Annotated in this window: 16 protein-coding genes and 1 pseudogene; 3 read left to right on the top strand and 14 right to left on the bottom strand. The window is 70.3% G+C overall.

Translation table 11 applies throughout. The annotated features are described in order from the left end of the window. Nucleotides 1–52: 52 nt before the first annotated feature. The 7 genes from rplS to thrS form a co-directional block, all read right to left on the bottom strand. Nucleotides 53–433, bottom strand: coding sequence for a 50S ribosomal protein L19 (gene rplS / locus BM041_RS25605; RefSeq protein ID WP_092962763.1), 381 nt, complete (start codon nt 431–433; stop codon nt 53–55). A 27-nt stretch (nt 434–460) separates the two neighbouring features. Continuing rightward, nucleotides 461–1243, bottom strand: coding sequence for a tRNA (guanosine(37)-N1)-methyltransferase TrmD (trmD, locus tag BM041_RS25600; protein ID WP_092962762.1), 783 nt, complete (start codon nt 1241–1243; stop codon nt 461–463). Next, nucleotides 1240–1770, bottom strand: a complete 531-nt coding sequence (gene rimM, locus BM041_RS25595) for a ribosome maturation factor RimM (protein ID WP_092962761.1) — start codon at nt 1768–1770, stop codon at nt 1240–1242. The genes trmD and rimM overlap by 4 nt, the downstream gene beginning before the upstream one ends. Nucleotides 1771–1791: 21 nt before the next feature. After that, nucleotides 1792–2121: a 30S ribosomal protein S16 gene (rpsP, locus tag BM041_RS25590; RefSeq protein ID WP_092962760.1), complete on the bottom strand. Its 330-nt coding sequence runs from the start codon at nt 2119–2121 to the stop codon at nt 1792–1794. Nucleotides 2122–2176: 55 nt separating this feature from the next. Further along, a complete protein-coding gene (ffh, locus tag BM041_RS25585) occupies nt 2177–3556 on the bottom strand; it encodes a signal recognition particle protein (protein WP_092962759.1) in 1380 nt (459 codons plus the stop codon). Between the two features lie 239 nt (nt 3557–3795). After that, nucleotides 3796–4320, bottom strand: a complete 525-nt coding sequence (infC, locus tag BM041_RS25580) for a translation initiation factor IF-3 (RefSeq protein WP_092962758.1) — start codon at nt 4318–4320, stop codon at nt 3796–3798. A 128-nt stretch (nt 4321–4448) separates the two neighbouring features. After that, nucleotides 4449–6383 carry a threonine--tRNA ligase gene (thrS, locus tag BM041_RS25575; RefSeq protein ID WP_092962757.1) on the bottom strand — a complete coding sequence of 645 codons (1935 nt, stop codon included), beginning with the start codon at nt 6381–6383 and terminating at the stop codon, nt 4449–4451. 337 nt (nt 6384–6720) lie between these two features. Here thrS and BM041_RS25570 point away from each other — a divergent pair, with 337 nt between their 5' ends. Further along, nucleotides 6721–8430: an NYN domain-containing protein gene (locus tag BM041_RS25570; RefSeq protein WP_175534179.1), complete on the top strand. Its 1710-nt coding sequence runs from the start codon at nt 6721–6723 to the stop codon at nt 8428–8430. 54 nt (nt 8431–8484) lie between these two features. Here the strand turns inward: BM041_RS25570 and BM041_RS25565 are convergent, their stop codons facing one another. From BM041_RS25565 to BM041_RS25540, 7 genes and pseudogenes are all read right to left on the bottom strand, one after another. Further along, entirely contained in the window at nt 8485–9417 is a 933-nt protein-coding gene (locus BM041_RS25565; protein WP_245762273.1) for a glycosyltransferase family 9 protein, read from the bottom strand. Continuing rightward, nucleotides 9414–10541 carry a glycosyltransferase family 4 protein gene (locus BM041_RS25560; protein WP_092962755.1) on the bottom strand — a complete coding sequence of 376 codons (1128 nt, stop codon included), beginning with the start codon at nt 10539–10541 and terminating at the stop codon, nt 9414–9416. Before BM041_RS25560 ends, BM041_RS25565 begins: the two co-directional genes overlap by 4 nt. A 42-nt stretch (nt 10542–10583) precedes the next feature. Beyond that, nucleotides 10584–11171, bottom strand: a complete 588-nt coding sequence (locus BM041_RS31590) for an isopenicillin N synthase family dioxygenase (protein ID WP_245762272.1) — start codon at nt 11169–11171, stop codon at nt 10584–10586. Nucleotides 11172–11256: 85 nt separating this feature from the next. Beyond that, a pseudogene (locus BM041_RS31585) lies at nt 11257–11541 on the bottom strand (2-oxoglutarate and iron-dependent oxygenase domain-containing protein); the annotation flags it as partial. A gap of 31 nt (nt 11542–11572) precedes the next feature. Further along, complete coding sequence (locus BM041_RS25550) at nt 11573–12418, bottom strand: carbohydrate ABC transporter permease (protein ID WP_245762271.1); 846 nt, start codon at nt 12416–12418, stop codon at nt 11573–11575. Next, the gene (locus BM041_RS25545) at nt 12418–13359 is read right to left on the bottom strand and encodes a carbohydrate ABC transporter permease (RefSeq protein ID WP_092962754.1); all 942 of its coding nucleotides are present in this window, start codon (nt 13357–13359) and stop codon (nt 12418–12420) included. Before BM041_RS25545 ends, BM041_RS25550 begins: the two co-directional genes overlap by 1 nt. Then, on the bottom strand, nt 13359–14696 hold the full coding sequence (locus BM041_RS25540; RefSeq protein ID WP_092962753.1) for an extracellular solute-binding protein: 1338 nt from the start codon (nt 14694–14696) through the stop codon (nt 13359–13361). The genes BM041_RS25545 and BM041_RS25540 overlap by 1 nt, the downstream gene beginning before the upstream one ends. Before the next feature lie 180 nt (nt 14697–14876). Here BM041_RS25540 and BM041_RS25535 point away from each other — a divergent pair, with 180 nt between their 5' ends. Both BM041_RS25535 and BM041_RS25530 read left to right on the top strand, forming a co-directional pair. Beyond that, nucleotides 14877–16037 carry a fumarylacetoacetate hydrolase family protein gene (locus tag BM041_RS25535; protein WP_092962752.1) on the top strand — a complete coding sequence of 387 codons (1161 nt, stop codon included), beginning with the start codon at nt 14877–14879 and terminating at the stop codon, nt 16035–16037. Then, on the top strand, nt 16034–16771 hold the full coding sequence (locus BM041_RS25530; protein WP_092962751.1) for an alpha/beta hydrolase: 738 nt from the start codon (nt 16034–16036) through the stop codon (nt 16769–16771). The genes BM041_RS25535 and BM041_RS25530 overlap by 4 nt, the downstream gene beginning before the upstream one ends. The last annotated feature ends 18 nt before the right edge of the window (nt 16772–16789 follow it).

The following is a 16789-nucleotide window of genomic DNA, read 5'->3' as shown; positions in this document are numbered from 1 at the left end:
AAGACAAAAGCGCCCCGGCCTGGTGGGCCGGGGCGTTCGGTTAGGCGTTGGCTCAGGCCGTGGCTTCGACCTTCGCCCGCGCCCGCTCCTCGATGCGGGCGGACTTGCCCGTCCGGCCACGCAGGTAATACAGCTTCGCGCGCCGCACCTTGCCGCGGCGCACCACGACGATCTCCGCGACATTCGGGCTGAACAGCGGGAAGACGCGCTCCACGCCCTCGCCATAGGACAGCTTGCGCACGGTGAAGTTGCTGTTCAGGCCGCGGTTGCTGCGGGCGATGCAGACGCCTTCATAGGCCTGGGTGCGGATACGCTCCCCTTCCACGACCTTCACCATGACGCGGAGCGTGTCGCCCGCATCGAATTCCGGCGTGGTGCGGTTGGCCGAGAGCTTCGCCTGCTGGGCGGCCTCGAACTGCTGGAGCAGGTTCATCGGGGTGGTTCCTTCCGTCTGAAGCAATTAGGCGGCGGCCGGGTGGCCGTCCAGCCGCCCCGCCTTTGCCTGTTTGGTTTCCGCGCTAGCGCGGGGGTTGGGTTCCGCGCGAGCGCGGAGAAGATGTTGGTCCCAGAGGTCGGGTCGCCGCGTCCGCGTCGCCGCTTCCGCTTCCGCGCGCCGCCAGCGCGCGACCTCCGCATGGTGGCCGGAGAGCAGCACCTCCGGCACCTTGCGGCCCTGCCATTCGGCGGGCCGCGTGTAGTGGGGGTATTCCAGCAGCCCCTCGGCGCCGTGGCTCTCCTCCTCCGCCGATGCGGCGCCGCCCATGACACCCGGCAGCAGCCGGATGCAGGCGTCGAGCATCAGCAGGGCGGCGGGTTCGCCGCCGGAGAGCACGAAATCGCCGGCCGAGACTTCCAGCATCCCGCGGGCCTCGATCACGCGCTGGTCGACGCCCTCATAGCGGCCGCACAGCACCGTCACGCCAGGCCCCGCCGCCAATTCCCGCACCAGCGCCTGGTCCAGACGGCGCCCGCGGGGCGTCAGGTAGACCAGGGGCGCGCCGGGGTTGCGGCTGGTCGCGGCCTCGCAGGCCACGTCCAGCACATCCGGGCGCATCACCATGCCCGCGCCGCCCCCGAAGGGCGTGTCGTCCACGGTGCGGTGGCGGTCCGTCGCGAAGCTGCGGATATCCAGCGCCTCGATCGCCCAGCGTTCCTCGCGCAGCGCGCGGCCCGCCAGGGACAGGCCGAGCGGCCCCGGAAACATGTCCGGGAACAGCGTCAGGATGGTGGCCCGCCAGGTCATGCCGCCGCCCCCTGCCCTTCGCCGGCCTCGGGCCGCACCAGCACTTCCGCCGGCGGCACCACGGTGATCCGCCCGCCCGCCACATCCACCACCGGCACGCAGGCCCTGGTGAAAGGCAGCAGGAGTTCGCCCGCGCTTCCGTCGATGATGAGGAAGGGCCCCGCGCCGTGATCCTCCACCAGCCGCACCGTGCCGATCGCCACCCCATCCTCCGCGAAGGCCGCGAGGCCCTCGAGGTCACTGAGGTAGAACTCGTCCGGGTCGGAGGGCGGCGGCAATTGGCTGCGTTCCACATACAGCTTCGTGCCGGTCAGCCGGGCGGCGGCGTCGCGATCCGCGACCCCCTCGATCCGGCCGAGCCCGTCAGGCAGCGGCGTGATGCGGAACACCTTGGTGCCGGACTGGTCGGTCAGCGGGCCATAGCTGCCGATGGCGCGAGGGTCGGCGGTGAAGGCATGCAGGCGCACGAGGCCACGCACGCCATGCGGCCGCCCCACCTCCCCCACCAGCACGCGCTGCACCCGCATGACCCGATCCGCCTAGGGCAATCAGCCGCCGGCCGCGGCGCGTTCCTGCGCCTTCTTCTTCGGCGCGGACTGCTTCGGCTGCTCGGCGTACACCGGCATCGGCGCCAGGCCGGCATGGCCCAGGAACTTCGCCACGCGCTCCGTCGGCAGGGCGCCGACGGACTTCCAGTAGGTGATGCGCTCGGCGGACAGGCGCACGCGGTCGGCGTGGTCCGACGGCAGCATCGGGTTGTAGCTGCCCAGCTTCTCGATGAAGCGGCCGTCGCGCGGGCTGCGGCTGTCCGCCACCACGATGTGGTAGTAGGGACGCTTCTTGGCGCCGGCGCGGGCGAGGCGAATCTTGAGGCCCATGAGGGTTACCTTCTCCTGATCGTCTAGAAAGGTCGTCGGTTGCCAGGGACGTTCATCAGAACGGCCTCCGGCCTTGGGGCATGAGGGCAGCAAGTCCACCCCGCATCAGCCCCTTCTGGCCGAGCTTGTTCATCCGCTTCATCATCGCGGACATCTCGTCGAACTGCTTCAGCAGGCGGTTCACGTCCTGCACCGTGGTGCCGGAACCGGCCGCGATGCGCCGCTTGCGCGAGGCCTTCAGCAGGTCGGGGTTGCGTCGCTCCTTCGGCGTCATCGATCCGATGATCGCGGCCTGGCGCTTCAGCACGGTCTGGTCGAGGTTGGCGTTCTCGATCTGCGACTTGATCTTGCCCACGCCCGGCAGCATCCCGAGGATGCCGGACAGCGAGCCCATCTTGCCGATCTGCTTGATCTGCGATGCGTAGTCCTCGAGGTCGAACGACCCCTTCTGCATCTTCTTCGCAAGCTTCTCGGCTTCCGCCTGGTCGATGGTCTCGGCAGCCCTCTCAACGAGGCTGACGATATCCCCCATGCCGAGGATCCGGTTCGCGATGCGATCCGGATGGAAATCCTCCAGCGCGTCCAGCTTCTCACCGGCGCCGAGCAGCTTGATCGGCGCGCCGGTCACGGCCCGCATGGACAGCGCCGCGCCACCGCGCGCATCGCCATCGACGCGCGTCATGACGATGCCGGTGACGCCGACCTTTTCCTGGAACGCCTTGGCGGTATTGACCGCGTCCTGGCCGGTCATCGCATCGACGACCAGCAGCGTCTCATGCGGCTTCACGAACGCCTTCACGTCCGCGACCTCGGCCATCAGCGCCTCGTCGATCGCCAGGCGACCGGCGGTGTCGAGGATGACGATGTCGTAGAGCTCTCGGCGGCCGACATCCATCGCGCGCTCGGCGATCTGCCGCGGCGTCTGGCCGGCGATGATGGGCAGGCCCGTCACCTCCGCCTGGTCGGCGAGCGTCTGCAACTGAAGCTGCGCGGCCGGGCGGTGCACGTCGAGCGACGCCAGCAGCACCTTCTTCCGCTCCCGCGTCCGCAGCCGCAGCGCGATCTTGCCGGAGGTGGTGGTCTTGCCCGAACCCTGGAGGCCGACCATCAGGATGGGGATCGGGGACGGCGCGTTCAGGTCCAGCCCGCGCTTGCCATCGTCACCCTCGCCGCCACCCAGCGCTTCGACCAGCGCGTCGTTGACGATCTTGATGACCTGCTGCGCGGGGGAGACGGAGCGGATGACTTCCTGCCCCACGGCGCGTTCGCGCACGCGGGTCACGAGGTCCTTCACCACGGGCAGGGCGACGTCGGCTTCCAGCAACGCCACGCGAACCTCGCGCAGCGCTTCCTGGACATCGGCATCCGTCAGCGCGCCACGGCGGCGCAGCTTGTCGAAAACCCCTGTCAGCCTGTTGCCCAGCGCCTCGAACATCGCGGCGGGAAATCCCCTAAAAGCCCGTTGAGACCGCCCCAAACGAAATCGCGCCGCTGCGCGAGCCTTCGCGGAGCGACGGAGCCGCACCGCATCAGGCGGGGCGACCGATCAGGTCCAGGGCGGACCGGAGGGTGCGATTAAGGCCGATTGGCGCCCCGGTCAAGCATCCCCGGAAACGGCAAGGCCCGCGCCAGTGATGGCGCGGGCCTTGCCCCGTATCAGAGGCCGGCTGCCGGTTACTTCGGCGCCAGGACCATGATCATCTGCCGGTTCTCGAGCCGCGGCATCTGTTCGACCTTCGTCGTCTCGGCCAGTTCCGTCCGGATCCGGTCCAGCACCTTCAGGCCGAGGTCCTGGTGGGCCATTTCGCGGCCGCGGAAGCGGAGCGTGACCTTCACCTTGTCACCCTCGCCGATGAAGTCCTTCATCTGGCGCATCTTCACGCCGTAATCATGGTCGTCGATATTCGGACGGACCTTGATTTCCTTCAGCTCGACGACCTTCTGGCGCTTGCGCGCCTCGTTGGCCTTCTTCTGCTGCTCGTACTTGTACTTGCCGTAGTCGAGGATCTTGCAGACCGGCGGAATGGCGTTCGGGCTGATCTCGAGCAGGTCGAGCCCGACGTCATAGGCGCGCAGAAGCGCCTCGCGCGCCGACATCACGCCGATCATCTCCCCATCCTGGTCGATCAGGCGGACCTGGGGGACTCGGATATCCTCATTGACCCGCGGGCCGTCTCTCGTCGGCATCTGGGCGGGCATTGGACCACGGGCTATGGCGCTCTCCTGTCGCTGTTCAAGGCTAGTGTCTCATTGTTATGGCGAGTGGGCGGGCCCGGTGCAAGCCGCTGCACTAATGGGCAGGGCCGGACCGGGCCGAAAAATGCCGCTCAGCCGCGGATATCGGGGGGCGTCGCCTCGGCCGAGAGCGTCGCCACCGCCTCCGCAAGCGGCAATTCCACCTGGTCCCGCCCCGGCAGGCGGCGCAGCACCAGCTTGCGCTCCTCCGCCTCCCGCCGCCCGACCACCACCAGCACCGGCACGCGCTGGGCGATGTGGTCGGGGACCTTGCGGTTGATCTTCTCGTTCCGAAGGTCGAGGTCCACCCGCAGCCCGGCCTTTCGCAGCGCCTCCGCCGCTTCCTTCGCGAAGGGGGCGGCATCGTCCACGATGGTCGCCACCACCACCTGCACGGGGGCCAGCCAGAGCGGGAAGCGCCCGGCATGCTGTTCGATCAGGATGCCGAGGAAGCGTTCGAAGCTGCCGAGGATGGCGCGGTGCAGCATGACGGGGCGCTTCCGCGAACCGTCCTCCGCCACGTATTCGGCGTCCAGCCGCTCCGGCAGCACGAAATCCACCTGGAAGGTGCCGCACTGCCAGTCACGGCCGATGGCGTCGCGCAGGACGAATTCCAGCTTCGGGCCGTAGAAGGCGCCCTCCCCCGGGTTCATCTCGTAATCCACGCCGGCCTTGAGGCACGCCTCATGCAGCGCGCCCTCCGCCCGGTCCCAGATGCCGTCATCGCCGGCGCGCTGTTCGGGCCGGTCGCTGAACTTCACCCGGAAGCTCTCGAAGCCGAGGTCCTTGTAGATGCGCGAGAGCAGCGCGGTGAAGCGCACCGCCTCATCCGCGATCTGGTGTTCCTCGCAGAAGATGTGGGCATCGTCCTGCGTGAAGGCGCGCACCCGCATGATGCCGTGCAGCGCGCCCGAGGGCTCATACCGGTGGCAGGCGCCGAATTCGGCCATGCGCAGCGGCAATTCGCGGTAGCTGCGGATGCCCTGGTTGAAGATCAGCACATGGCAGGGGCAGTTCATGGGCTTGAGGGCCAGGAGGCGATGCGCCTCGTCCTGGTCCTCCACCGTCGCCATGAACATGTTCTTCCGGTAGTTCTCCCAATGGCCCGAACGCTCCCAGAGCTTCCGGTCCAGCACCTGGGGGGTCTTCACCTCCTGGTACTCGCCGTCATCCAGGCGGCGGCGCATGTAATCCTCCACCGTGCGGTAGAGCTTCCAGCCCTTGGGGTGCCAGAAGACGCTGCCGGTCGCTTCCTCCTGCAGGTGGAACAGGTTCATTTCCCGCCCGATGCGGCGGTGGTCGCGCTTCTCCGCTTCCTCGATCTGGAGGAGGTGGGCGTCCAGTTCCTTCTGGTCGCGCCAGGCGGTGCCGTAGATGCGGGACAGGACGGGATTGCGGTGGTCGCCCCGCCAATAGGCCCCGGCCACCTTCATCAGCTTGAAGGCCGTGCCGATATCGCCGGTGCCGCGCATATGCGGGCCGCGGCAGAGGTCCACCCAGTCGCCCTGGCTGTAGAGGCTGATGGTCTCCGACGCCGGCAGATCCCGGATCAGCTCGACCTTGAAGCGCTCGCCCTTCGATTCGAACAGGGCGATCGCGTCCTCCCGGCTCACCTCCTGGCGGCGGAAGGGGGCGTTGCGGGCGACGATCTCCCGCATCTTCGCCTCGATCGCGGCGAAATCCTCCGTCGTGAAGGGCTGGTTGCGGGAGAAGTCGTAGTAGAAGCCGTTCTCGATCGACGGGCCGATCGTCACCTGGGTGCCCGGGAACAGTTCCTGTACCGCCTCGGCCAGCACATGGGCGGTGTCGTGGCGGATCAGGTCGAGGGCCTCGGGATCCTTGCGGGTGACGAAGCGCACGGCGGCGTCGCCCGTGATCTCGTGCGACAGGTCGCGCAGCGCGCCGTCCACCTGCATGGCGAGTGCCGCCTTGGCCAGGCCGGGGCCGATGCTGGCGGCGATCGTCGTGCCCGTCACGGGCCCGTCGAAAGCGCGGACGGAACCGTCGGGCAGGGTGATCGCGGGCATGGGGGCAGCGGGCTCCAGGCGTGAAAGGGGGCGGGACCATGGCCAGCCCGGCACGCCGTCGTCAAGGTTGCGGGCTAAAGACCGTTTGAGAAGACTGACGGGTCGGTTTCGCTGGGCTTTTCCGCCCCTGGCCTCGTGCCGGAGGCACGCCTGCGGCATGACGCCGAACTTGCCGATGCAACCAGCATCGGCAAGTCCGGCTCCTGCCAGGGTCGAAAAATCCCTCGCGAACCCTCAGCCGCCAGCATTGTCAAACGATCTCTTAGCGTTGGTGCCGGGGCGGCCAGCCGTGGTTAAGGTAGCCCCCATTGGACGCGTTACGGAGTCGGACCTTCGCATGGCTGATGCCGACAAGCCGCCGCGGGCGGCCCTGTATGTTGATTTCGACAATGTCTTCATGGCGTTGCTGCGGTGGGATGAACGGGCGGCCTATGCCTTCGGCGAAAGGCCCGATGCCTGGTTGGCCTGGCTGGAGGGGCGGGAAGGCGATGGCGCGCCCACCACGCGGCGGACGCTGATCCGGCGCTGCTACCTCAATCCTGGCGGCTACCATGATTTCCAGATGGGCCGCGCCGTGGCGCGCTACCGCCAGCAGCGGGATCTGCGCAACCGGACCTGGTTCGGGGAATTCCGCGCCAATTTCGTGCAGGCGGGGTTCGATATCGTGGACTGCCCGCCCGTCGCCTACCTGAAGAACAGCGCCGACATGAAGATGGCGCTCGATATCCGGGATGCGCTGGACCACAAGACCACCTTCGACGAATTCGTCATCCTGTCGGGGGACAGCGACTTCCTGCCGGCCCTCGCCCGGCTGCGCGCCCATGACCGCCGCATCACCATCCTGGCGCAGAACACCGCCAAGCGCGCCTACCTGGCGGCGGCCGACATCGTGGTCGGCCTCGACGATTTCGCGCATGACGGCATGGGCAATGTCGCCATCGCGCAGGTCGAGCAATCCCCGCCCCGGCCCGAACCGACGCGCCCCGAACCGTCCCGGCCCGACCACCAGCGGCCGGAGCCGGTGCGGGCGGAGGCCCCGCCCGCCCGCGCGCCGGACCTGAGCGGCCTGCGCGCCGCCGCCCTGGCCTGGCTGCGGGAGGCCCTGGCCCGCAGCCCCGCCGGCGCGCTGCGGATGACGGAGGTCGGCAGCCAGATCAGCCGCCACCTCCCCGCCCTCAAGAGCACCAACTACGCCGGCGCCGGTACGCTCGGCGCCCTGATCGAGGAGGCGCGCGACCCCCGGCTGCTGATGACGGGCCCGGCATCCCGCCGCTGGGTCTTCGACCCGGAACGCGGCCCCCCGCCCGGCGACCTGCCGCCCGGCGTGGAGGACCAGCCCGGCCTCGCCACCGAAACCCCGGGGGTGGCGGAGGATGCCCCCGAGGCCGCGGCGGATGCCGCGCCATCCCAGCCCGAACCCGCGGCGACCCCGCCGGCCATCGCGGCGGAGCCCGCGATTCCTGTGGATAGCCCACGGGAACCCGAGCCATCCCAGGTCCTCGCGGAGCCCGCGCCCGCCCCGGAACCGGAACCCGCGCCCCAGGCAGCGGCGGAGCCCGAACCCCCGGCGCAAGCCGCGCCCGAACCCCCGGCGCCCGCCGAGCCCGAACCCGAACCGCCAAGCCGCGAGGCGCTGATGGCGGAGGCCGCGATGCTGGTGCGCGACCTGCTCTGGGGGTCGCGGGACAACAAGGGCCTGGCGCAGGACCTGCCCGCCTTCGCGCCGGCGGAAATCGGTTTCGTCCTGAACGCCATCGGCGCCAGGCAGCCGCTGGAGATGGCCGATCTGCCCGCCGCCGCCGCCGCCATCGCCGCCGATGCCGCCGCGCAGGGGCTGCATGTCTCGGCGCGGGAGGTCACGGCCATCCTCCGCTGGCTGCTGCGCGGCTTCGCCCGGCTGAACGAGGCACCGGCGCCCGACGCCGCCGCCCAGCACGCGCGCCGGCTCTACGCCACGCTCGTCGCCGCCGTGCGTGCGGTGGACGAACCGCTGAGCGAGGCGGAGAAGGAGGCTCTGCGGAACTGGACCCAGGCGGGGGTGGGCTAGCGGGGCACCAGCCCCGGGGGGACGATCAGCGGGGCGCCAGCCCCGGGGTGACGGTTAGCGGGGCACCAGCCCCGCCATGGCCGCGCGCACATCCTCAACTCCCAGCGCGGAAAGGGGCGCGTGGCGCAGCACCGCCACGGCGGGGCCGCGCGGCGCGCAGAGCGCCGGGTCGCTCTCATCCCCGAACAGCGCCAGCGTCGGGCAGCCCGCGGCGGCGATCAGGTGGGTGGGGCCGGTATCGTTGCCGAGCGCGAAGCTCGCCCGCCGCGCCAGCGCCGCCACCTGGGGGATGCTGGTGCGGCCGGCGAGGTCGATCGCGTTGGGCGCGGCGGCGGTGATCTCCGCCGCCAGCGCGGCCTCCGACTTTCCGCCCAGCACCAGGCAGGGCAGGCCGCAGCCGGCGGCGAAGGCGGCGAAGCGATCCGCCGGCCAGCGCTTGCCCGGGCGATGCGGCGACGCCCCCGGCACCAGCAGCGCGAAGCGCGGCGGCAGGGCGAAGTCCGAGAGGTCCGCATCCAGCCAATCCAGCGCCGGCGCGGGGAAGTGGTGGATACCCGCCATTTCCAGCTGGTCCCGCTGGCGTTCCAGCGTGTGCATCACCGTCCGCCGCGGATTGGCATGGGGGTGGGACGCGCCCCAGGCCGTGCCGGACCACCGCGCGCCGAGCCCCACCATCAGCCGGTAGCGGGATGACCGGCCGGAGGTCTGGAGGTCATAGACCCAGTCGAAGCCGGCCCCGCGCAGCCGGCGGGCCAGGCGCAGCACGGCGGGCAGGTCCGTCCAGGCGGGGCGTCCATCCTCCCACACCTCGTCGAACCAGGGGCTGCGCCGGGCCAGCGGCGCGAAGGGCGGCGTCGTCAGCAGCACGATCCGCGCCGCCGGGTGATGCGCCCGGATGGCGGCGAAGGGGCCGAAGGACTGCACGAAATCGCCGAGCGCGCCCAGGCGGATGACGAGGACCGGCCCCACGGTTCCAGGGGCACTCACGGCAGCAATTCCCGATAGACCGCGAGGGTGGCGCGCTGCATGGCGGCGGTGGTGTGGCGCGCGAGCACGGAGGCCCGCCCGGCCAGCGCCACGCCATCACGCTCCGCCGCCGGCATGGCCAGCACGCGCATCAGCGCCGCGGCCAGCGCGGCGGGATCGCCGGGGGCCACGCGCCAGCCCGTGACGCCATCCTCCACCGTCTCCCGCGGTCCGCCGAGATCGGCGGCCACCACCGGGCGGCCCATGGCCTGCGCCTCGATCACCGTGCGGCCGAAGGCCTCGGCATCCGTGCTGGCATGGACAACGACATCCGCCGCCAGCAGCGCCGTGCCAAGCGCCTCGACATGGCCGAGGATACGGACGCGGTCCGCCACGCCGTGCTGGCGGGCCAGCGCCACCAGGCCGGCGCGATACTCGCCCTCTCCCCCGCCACCGGCGAGCACGGCCAGGGCGTTGCCGGGCAGCCTGGCCATCGCCTCGATCAGCACCGCCTGGCCCTTCCAGCGCGTGAGGCGGCCGGGCAGCAGCACCACCGGCCGGTCATCCGGCGCGCCCCAGGCGGCACGCAGCGCGGCCACACGCTCCGCCGGCACCGAATCGGGGTCGAAGCGGCGGGGATCGACGCCGCGATGGATCACCCGCAGCCGGTCCTCCGGCACGCCATGGCGCGCGCGGACCAGTTCCGCGATGAAATGGCTGACCGCGATCACCCGGTCGCCGCGCGCCATGACGGAGTTGTAGAGCCGCTTGCCCGGGAAGCCCTCATTGTAGGCGCCGTGATAGGTGGTGACGAACCCCGCCCCCATGCGCCGCGCCGCCATCAGCGCGGACCAGGCGGGCGCGCGCGACCGGGCATGGATCAGCGCCACCCCTTCCCGCCGCGCCAGCGCCGCCAGCGCGTCCGCATTGCGCCAGATCGCGACCGGCGACTTGGCGCGCAGCGGCAGCGTGACATGCGGGATGCCGAGTGCGTCAAGCTCCGCCACCATCGGCCCGCCCTGGGAGGCGACGATGGCGCGCAGGCCCGCATCGCGGATGGCTTCCGCGATCTCGATCGTGCCTCGCTCCACGCCGCCGGTGACGAGCGCGGGGAGGACCTGCAACACGGCGGGGGGGCTGGCCATCAGCCGCGGTTCCTACCCCCGACGGGCGCGCGCGTGAAGGGTTCAGCCTGGCTCGCGCCGATGCGCGTAGGTCTCGTCCAGCTTCGCGCGGAGGTAGGCGGCCCCGGTGATCGGCGTATACCGGGGCGGGTTGCCCGGCCCCGTGCAGCCGGGCAGCACGGCCACCACCGCATCGGGGTTGGGGTCCAGGAAGAAGGCGGCGGAATAACGCTCGGCCTCCGGCGCGCGGACGCGGTGCGGGGTGGAGGCATAGACGTCATTCGTCCACCGCATCAGGCAATCCCCGATGTTGCAGATGAAGGCGCCGGGAAGCGTCGGCACATCCTCCCACCCCCCGCCGCGGCGCTTCACCTGCAGCCCCGCGACGCCATCGGTCGCCAGCACCGTGACACAGCCATAATCCGTGTGTTCTCCGGCGCCGAGCGGCGCGGCCTGGCCGCTGCCGGCGGGGTAGTGCAGCAGGCGGAGTGTCGCCAGCGGCCGGTCCAGCCGGGCGTCGAAGAAATCCTCCTCGATCCCGAGGTCCAGCGCGAAGCCGCGATGCAGCAGGCGGCCGAGCGACCATGCCGCGTCGAAATGCCCGAGAATGGCGGCGCGGAGGTCGGCGCGCCCCTCGGGCCAGAGGTTCACGCCGCGGAAGGGGATGCCGGCCAGGATCTCCCGGATGGTCCGGTGCCATCACGAGCCCGACATTGAAGGCTTCCTTCCGGTCGGCCGGTTTCGTCGGGTCCAGCTGTTCCTCCGACAGGCCGACATAGCCGCGGTTGTGCGGCGACCGGCGGATGGACAGGGCCTGCTTGTCGGCATCCGGCAGCGCGAAAAGGGCGCGGGCGGCGTCGAACAGGCCGGTGGTGACGGCATCGGGGATGCCGTGGCCGGTGACGAGGAAGAAGCCGGGACCGCGGCAGGCGGCGCCGAGTTCCGCGGCGACCGCGCGACGGGCGCTGGGGTCCGGGTTGCGCAGGCCGGCGATGTCGATGACGGGGACGATGTCGTTCATCCCCGCATCGTGCCGCAGGCGGCCGTCGCCGTCAGCCGCCCTTCACGCCGCCCTGGGTCAGCCCCGCCACGATCTGCTTCTGCGCCACCAGCGTCAGAACCAGCACCGGCGCCGTCACCAGCAGCGCGGCGGCGGAAAGCGGGCCCCAGCTGATCTGTTCGAAGGTCAGCATGTTGTTGACCGCGACAGGCAGGGTCCGCGTCTCCCGCCCCGCCAGCACCATGGCGAAGATGAAGTTGTTCCAGGAGAAGATGAAGGCGAGGATCGTCGCCACCGTGATCCCGGGCCGCGCCAGCGGCAGCGCCACGTGGCGGAAGGCCTGCCAGATGGTCGCGCCATCGACCAGCGCCGCCTCCTCCAGCTCGCCCGGCAGCCCCTCGAAGAAGCCGATCATCACCCAGACCGCGATCGGCACCGTCAGCACCAGGTGGGTGATCAGGATGGGCCAGATCGTGCCCGTCAGCCCGATCCACTGGAACAGCAGGAACAGGGGGATCAGGTAGGACAGCCCCGGGGTGATGCGGGCGATCAGGATCAGCACCGCCGCCTTGGTGGCGCGCATTTTCGCAATGCCATAGCCCGCGGGGATGCCGACCAGCAGCGCGATGCCGGTCGCGCCGAAGCTGACGACGATGCTGTTCCAGGCCTGCAGAAGGAAGTCGTTGCGTTCGAACACCGCGCGGAAATTGTCGAGCGTCGGCGGGCTGGGGATGAAGACCGGCGGGAAGGCGGTGTTGTCGACCTCGTTCTTCAGTGACAGCGACAGCATCCACAGGAAGACCAGCGCCGCCGGCGATACCAGCGCGAGGACCGCCAGCCCGAAGCCCAGATTCTCCAGCCGCCGCTTCCACGGCCGGGCGCGCATGGTGCCGTTCATCACGCCGCGTCCTTGAAGCGTTCGCGCGACCACAGCAGCAGCAGCGCGAGCCCGATGATGAGGATGAAGAACACCACCACCACCGCGCTGGCATAGCCCATGTTGTAGTAGGCGAAGGCGTTCAGATAGAGGAAGATGTTGATCGTCTCGCTCGCCGTCCCCGGCCCGCCCTGGGTGATGACGTAGATGGTGTCGAAGGCCTTCAGGGCGTCGATGGTGCGGATGATGATCGCCACCATCAGGAAGGGCGCCAGCAGCGGCAGGGTGATGTAGCGGAAGGCCTGCCAGCCCGTCGCGCCATCGATCTTCGCGGCCTCATAGGGATCGACCGGCAGGGATGCCAGGCCGCCCAGCACCAGCAGCATCACCAGCGGCGTCCAGTGCCAGACCTCCACCATCACCAGCGTCGGGATCACGGTGGAGGCATCATAGACCCAGAGGCTGGGCGGGATGCCGAACTGGGACAGGATCCAGTTCAGCACGCCGAGCTGCGGGTGGAACATCATCGTCCAGACCAGCGCGACGGCGACCGGCGTCGCCATCATGGGCAGGATGAAGATGGTCCGCGCCAGGCCGCGCAGCGGGAATCTCCGATGGAAGGCCAGCGCCGCCGCGACACCCAGCACCACCGGGATCACCACGGCGAGCGCGGTGAAATACAGGGTGCGCCAGATCGCGCCATGGAAGCGTTCGTCGCCCCACAGCCTTTCGTAATTGGCCAGGCCCACGAAGCTGCGGCCGGAGCCCAGCTTCCATTCGTTCAGGCTCATCCAGAGCGTGAAGATCCAGGGGAAGACGATGACGGCAACCACCACCACCGCGGCGGGCACGACGAAGGGCCAGTAGTGCCGCGCATAGGCCCGCTTGCGCCGGACCCTGTCGGCGGCGGCGCCCGTCAGCGCCGCCGCCTTGCCATCGGGGATGGTGGTGCCGCCAGACATCAGGTCGCGCGCTCGGATTGCTCAAGGATCGGGCGGAAGGCTTCCGTGGCGCGGCGCAACTCCGTCGCCACATCGGCACCGCCGATCGTGTTGGTCAGCGCCGTGCCCAGCGTGTCGCGGAATTCCGTGACGGGCACGATCTCCGGCAGGCCCGGATGGGCGATGCGGGAGGAGGCGATCAGCGTCTCGAAATAGTCGCGGCCGAAGCGGCTGGTGCGGATCGCTTCCTCGTCGCGATAGGGGCTCTGGCGGGCCGGCGCGCCGGCGCCGGCGGTCAGGAAGCGCAGCTGGTTCCGCTTGTTCAGCGCCCATTGCAGATAGAGCCACGCCGCGCCCCGCTTGCGTTCATTGGACCCGGCGCTGATGCCGAGGCCCGTGCCGAACAGCGCGCAATGGTGGCGCGCCGCGCCGCGCGGCACCACGGCATAGCCGACCTTGCCCGCCACGCGGGACCGGGTCGGGTCCTCCAGCGGCGCGGCGAAGCCCACGCCATCCAGCCACATGGCGGCCCGGCCCTGGGAGAAGCTGGTCTGCGCCTCGTTCCAGTTGAAGCCGGCCACGCCCTGCGGCGCGCAGTCCCGCATGATCTTCTTGTAGAATTCGCCGGCCGCGATGGCATCCGGCGTATCCGTCAGCAGGCGCTGGTTGGCGTCCGTGCAGTCCCGCTGCTGCGTGCCCAGCAGGAAGCTGGTGTAGAGTACGACATTGGCGTTGCGCACGCCGCGGCCGACGAAGCCGGCCTGGCCCGCCCGCGCATCCGTCAGGCGCCTGGCGGTCTCGTACATCTCGTCATAGGTGGTCGGCACCTGGACGCCGGCCCGGGCGAAGATTTCCTTGTTGTAGTAGAGGATGAAGTAGTCCGTGAACTCCGGCAGCGTATCCATCCGCCCATCGGCCTGCGTCGAATAGGCCACCGCACCGGCGCCGAAATCGGCGAAGTCGAAATCAGGCGAGGTCAGCGACGCATCGGCGATCATCGGCTTGAGGTCGGCGGTCCAGCGCGCGCGGCCGACCTGGCGCTTGTTGACGTGCAGGCTGATGCCGATGACGTCGAAGCTCGGGCGGCCGGAGGCGAATTCGATGACGAATTTCTGCCGGTGCTGCTGTTCCGGGATGGCTTCGGAGCCGACGCGGATGCCGGTCAGCTCCTCGAACTCCCGCTGGTTCTGGATCAGGATCTGGCTGCGGGGGTTGGCCGTCAGGCTCACCTCGATCCGTTCGCCGGCGAAGCGGCGCCAGTTGAAGGCGCCTTGCGCATCCACCTGGCTGACCAGCGCCGGCGCCGCCAGCATGCCCGCACCACCCAGCAGCGCGCCGCGCCGCGTGATCATCGTCATGGGGTCCCTCCCTCAAGGCTCGAAGCGGCCTGTCTGGCCGGGATGCTCCGCCGAATCAGGGGGCCGGGGCAAGCCCCGCCATGGCGGGGCGGGGTCGTATCGCCATCCGATGCGCGGCCGCGCCCCCTTCCCCATCCCGCCGATGCGGCTAGGCTCGGTCCGAACGGGGAGAGACCAGCCATGCCCATGCCGGGAAGCCTGCCTGACGATTGGAAGGAGGGTGCCTTCGCCCTTCGCCTGCAGACGGCGGAGGGGCCATCCGTCTTCGCGCTGCTCGCCGGTGCCGCCTTCGACATGACACCCGCCTTCGGCACCGCCAGCGCCTGGCTGAACAGCGATGATCCGGTCGCCGCCATCCGCGCCCGCGGCGTGCCCGCGGTGCTGGACCTGCCGGCCGCCATCGCCAACGCCCACCACGCCGCCCGCCACGCCGGCCAGCCCTTCCTGGTCGCGCCCATCGACCTGCAGGCCATCAAGGCCGCGGGCGTGACCTATGTCCGTTCCATGCTGGAACGCGTGATCGAGGAGCGCTGCCGCGGCGATGCCAGCCAGGCGGAGGCGGTGCGGGCGGAGGTCCGCGCCATCATCGGCGATGACCTGGCGAATCTGGTCCCTGGCAGCCGCGAAGCCATGGCGGTCAAGGCCGCCCTGGTCGCCAAGGGCTGGTGGAGCCAGTACCTGGAGGTCGGCATCGGCGCGGATGCGGAGATCTTCACCAAGTCGCCCGTCCTGTCCGCCGTCGGTACCGGCGCCAAGGTCGGCGTGCACCCCATCAGCCACTGGTCGAATCCGGAGCCGGAGGCGGTGATGGTGGTGAATGGCCGCGGCAGGATCGTCGGCGCCACACTCGGCAATGATGTGAACCTGCGGGATGTGGAGGGGCGGTCGGCCCTGCTGCTCGGCCGCGCCAAGGACAACAACGCCTCCTGCGCCCTCGGCCCGCTGATCCGCCTGTTCGATGCCGGCTTCACACTGGAGGATATCCGCCAGGGCGAGATCACCCTGACCATCACGGGCCGCGACGGGTTCGAATTGTCGGAATCCGGCCGCATCGGGTCGATCAGCCGCGACCCCGCCGATATCGTCGGCCAGATGATCGGGCCGCACCACCAGTATCCCGATGGCGCGGTGCTGTTCCTCGGCACGCCCTTCTCCCCCACCAAGGATCGCGGCGCGCCGGGGATGGGCTTCACGCACCAGCCCGGCGACGTGGTGCGCATCGCCTCGCCGCGTCTCGGCGCGCTGGAGAATGAGGTGGACCGCACCGATGAATGCCCGCCCTGGACCTTCGGCATCGGCGCGCTGATGGCCAACCTGGCGCGGCGCGGCCTTCCCCGATGAAGGAGGAAGCAGGCCGCCTCGACGACCGCCTCGCCTGGGCGCGGCTGCCGGGCAAGGGTCCCGGCGTGGTCTTCCTGCCGGGCTTCCGCAGCGACATGCAGGGATCGAAGGCGATCTTCCTGCGGGACCATTGCGCGGCGCGCGGCCAGGCCTTTCTCCGCCTCGACTATTCCGGCCATGGGGAGAGCGACGGGCGGTTCGAGGATGGCACCATCGGGCAATGGGCCGCCGATGCACTGGCGCTGTTCGATGCGCTGACGGAGGGACCGCAGATCCTGGTCGGCTCCTCCATGGGCGGCTGGATCGCGCTGCTGATCGCCCGTCAGCGGGCGGCGCGCCTCGCCGGCCTGATCGGCATCGCGCCGGCGCCCGATTTCACGGAAGCGCTGCTCTGGCCCGCTTTGCCGCCGGAGGCGCGCCAGGCGCTGATGCGCGACGGCATCATCCAGCTGCCGAGCCAGTACGGGGAGCCGACGCCAATAACGCGGGCGCTGATCGAGGACGGCAAGCGCCAGTCGGTGCTGGACGCCCCCATCGACCTGCCCTGCCCCGTCCGCATCCTGCAGGGCATGGCGGACCCTGATGTTCCCTGGCGCCACGCCATCCGCATCCTGGACACGCTGGCGCAGGGCGATGCGCGCGTCATCCTCATCAAGGATGGCGACCACCGCCTGTCCCGGCCCGAAGACCTCCGCCTGCTGGCGGAGACGCTGGACAGCCTGCTGGCGGGGTAGATCCGTCCTCGCGCGCTG

Source organism: Falsiroseomonas stagni DSM 19981 (genome assembly GCF_900114315.1).
Taxonomy (GTDB): Bacteria; Pseudomonadota; Alphaproteobacteria; order Acetobacterales; family Acetobacteraceae; genus Falsiroseomonas; species Falsiroseomonas stagni.
The sequence above is the reverse complement of the archived record's forward strand: the minus strand, read 5'-3'. Positions and strand labels throughout refer to the sequence as shown.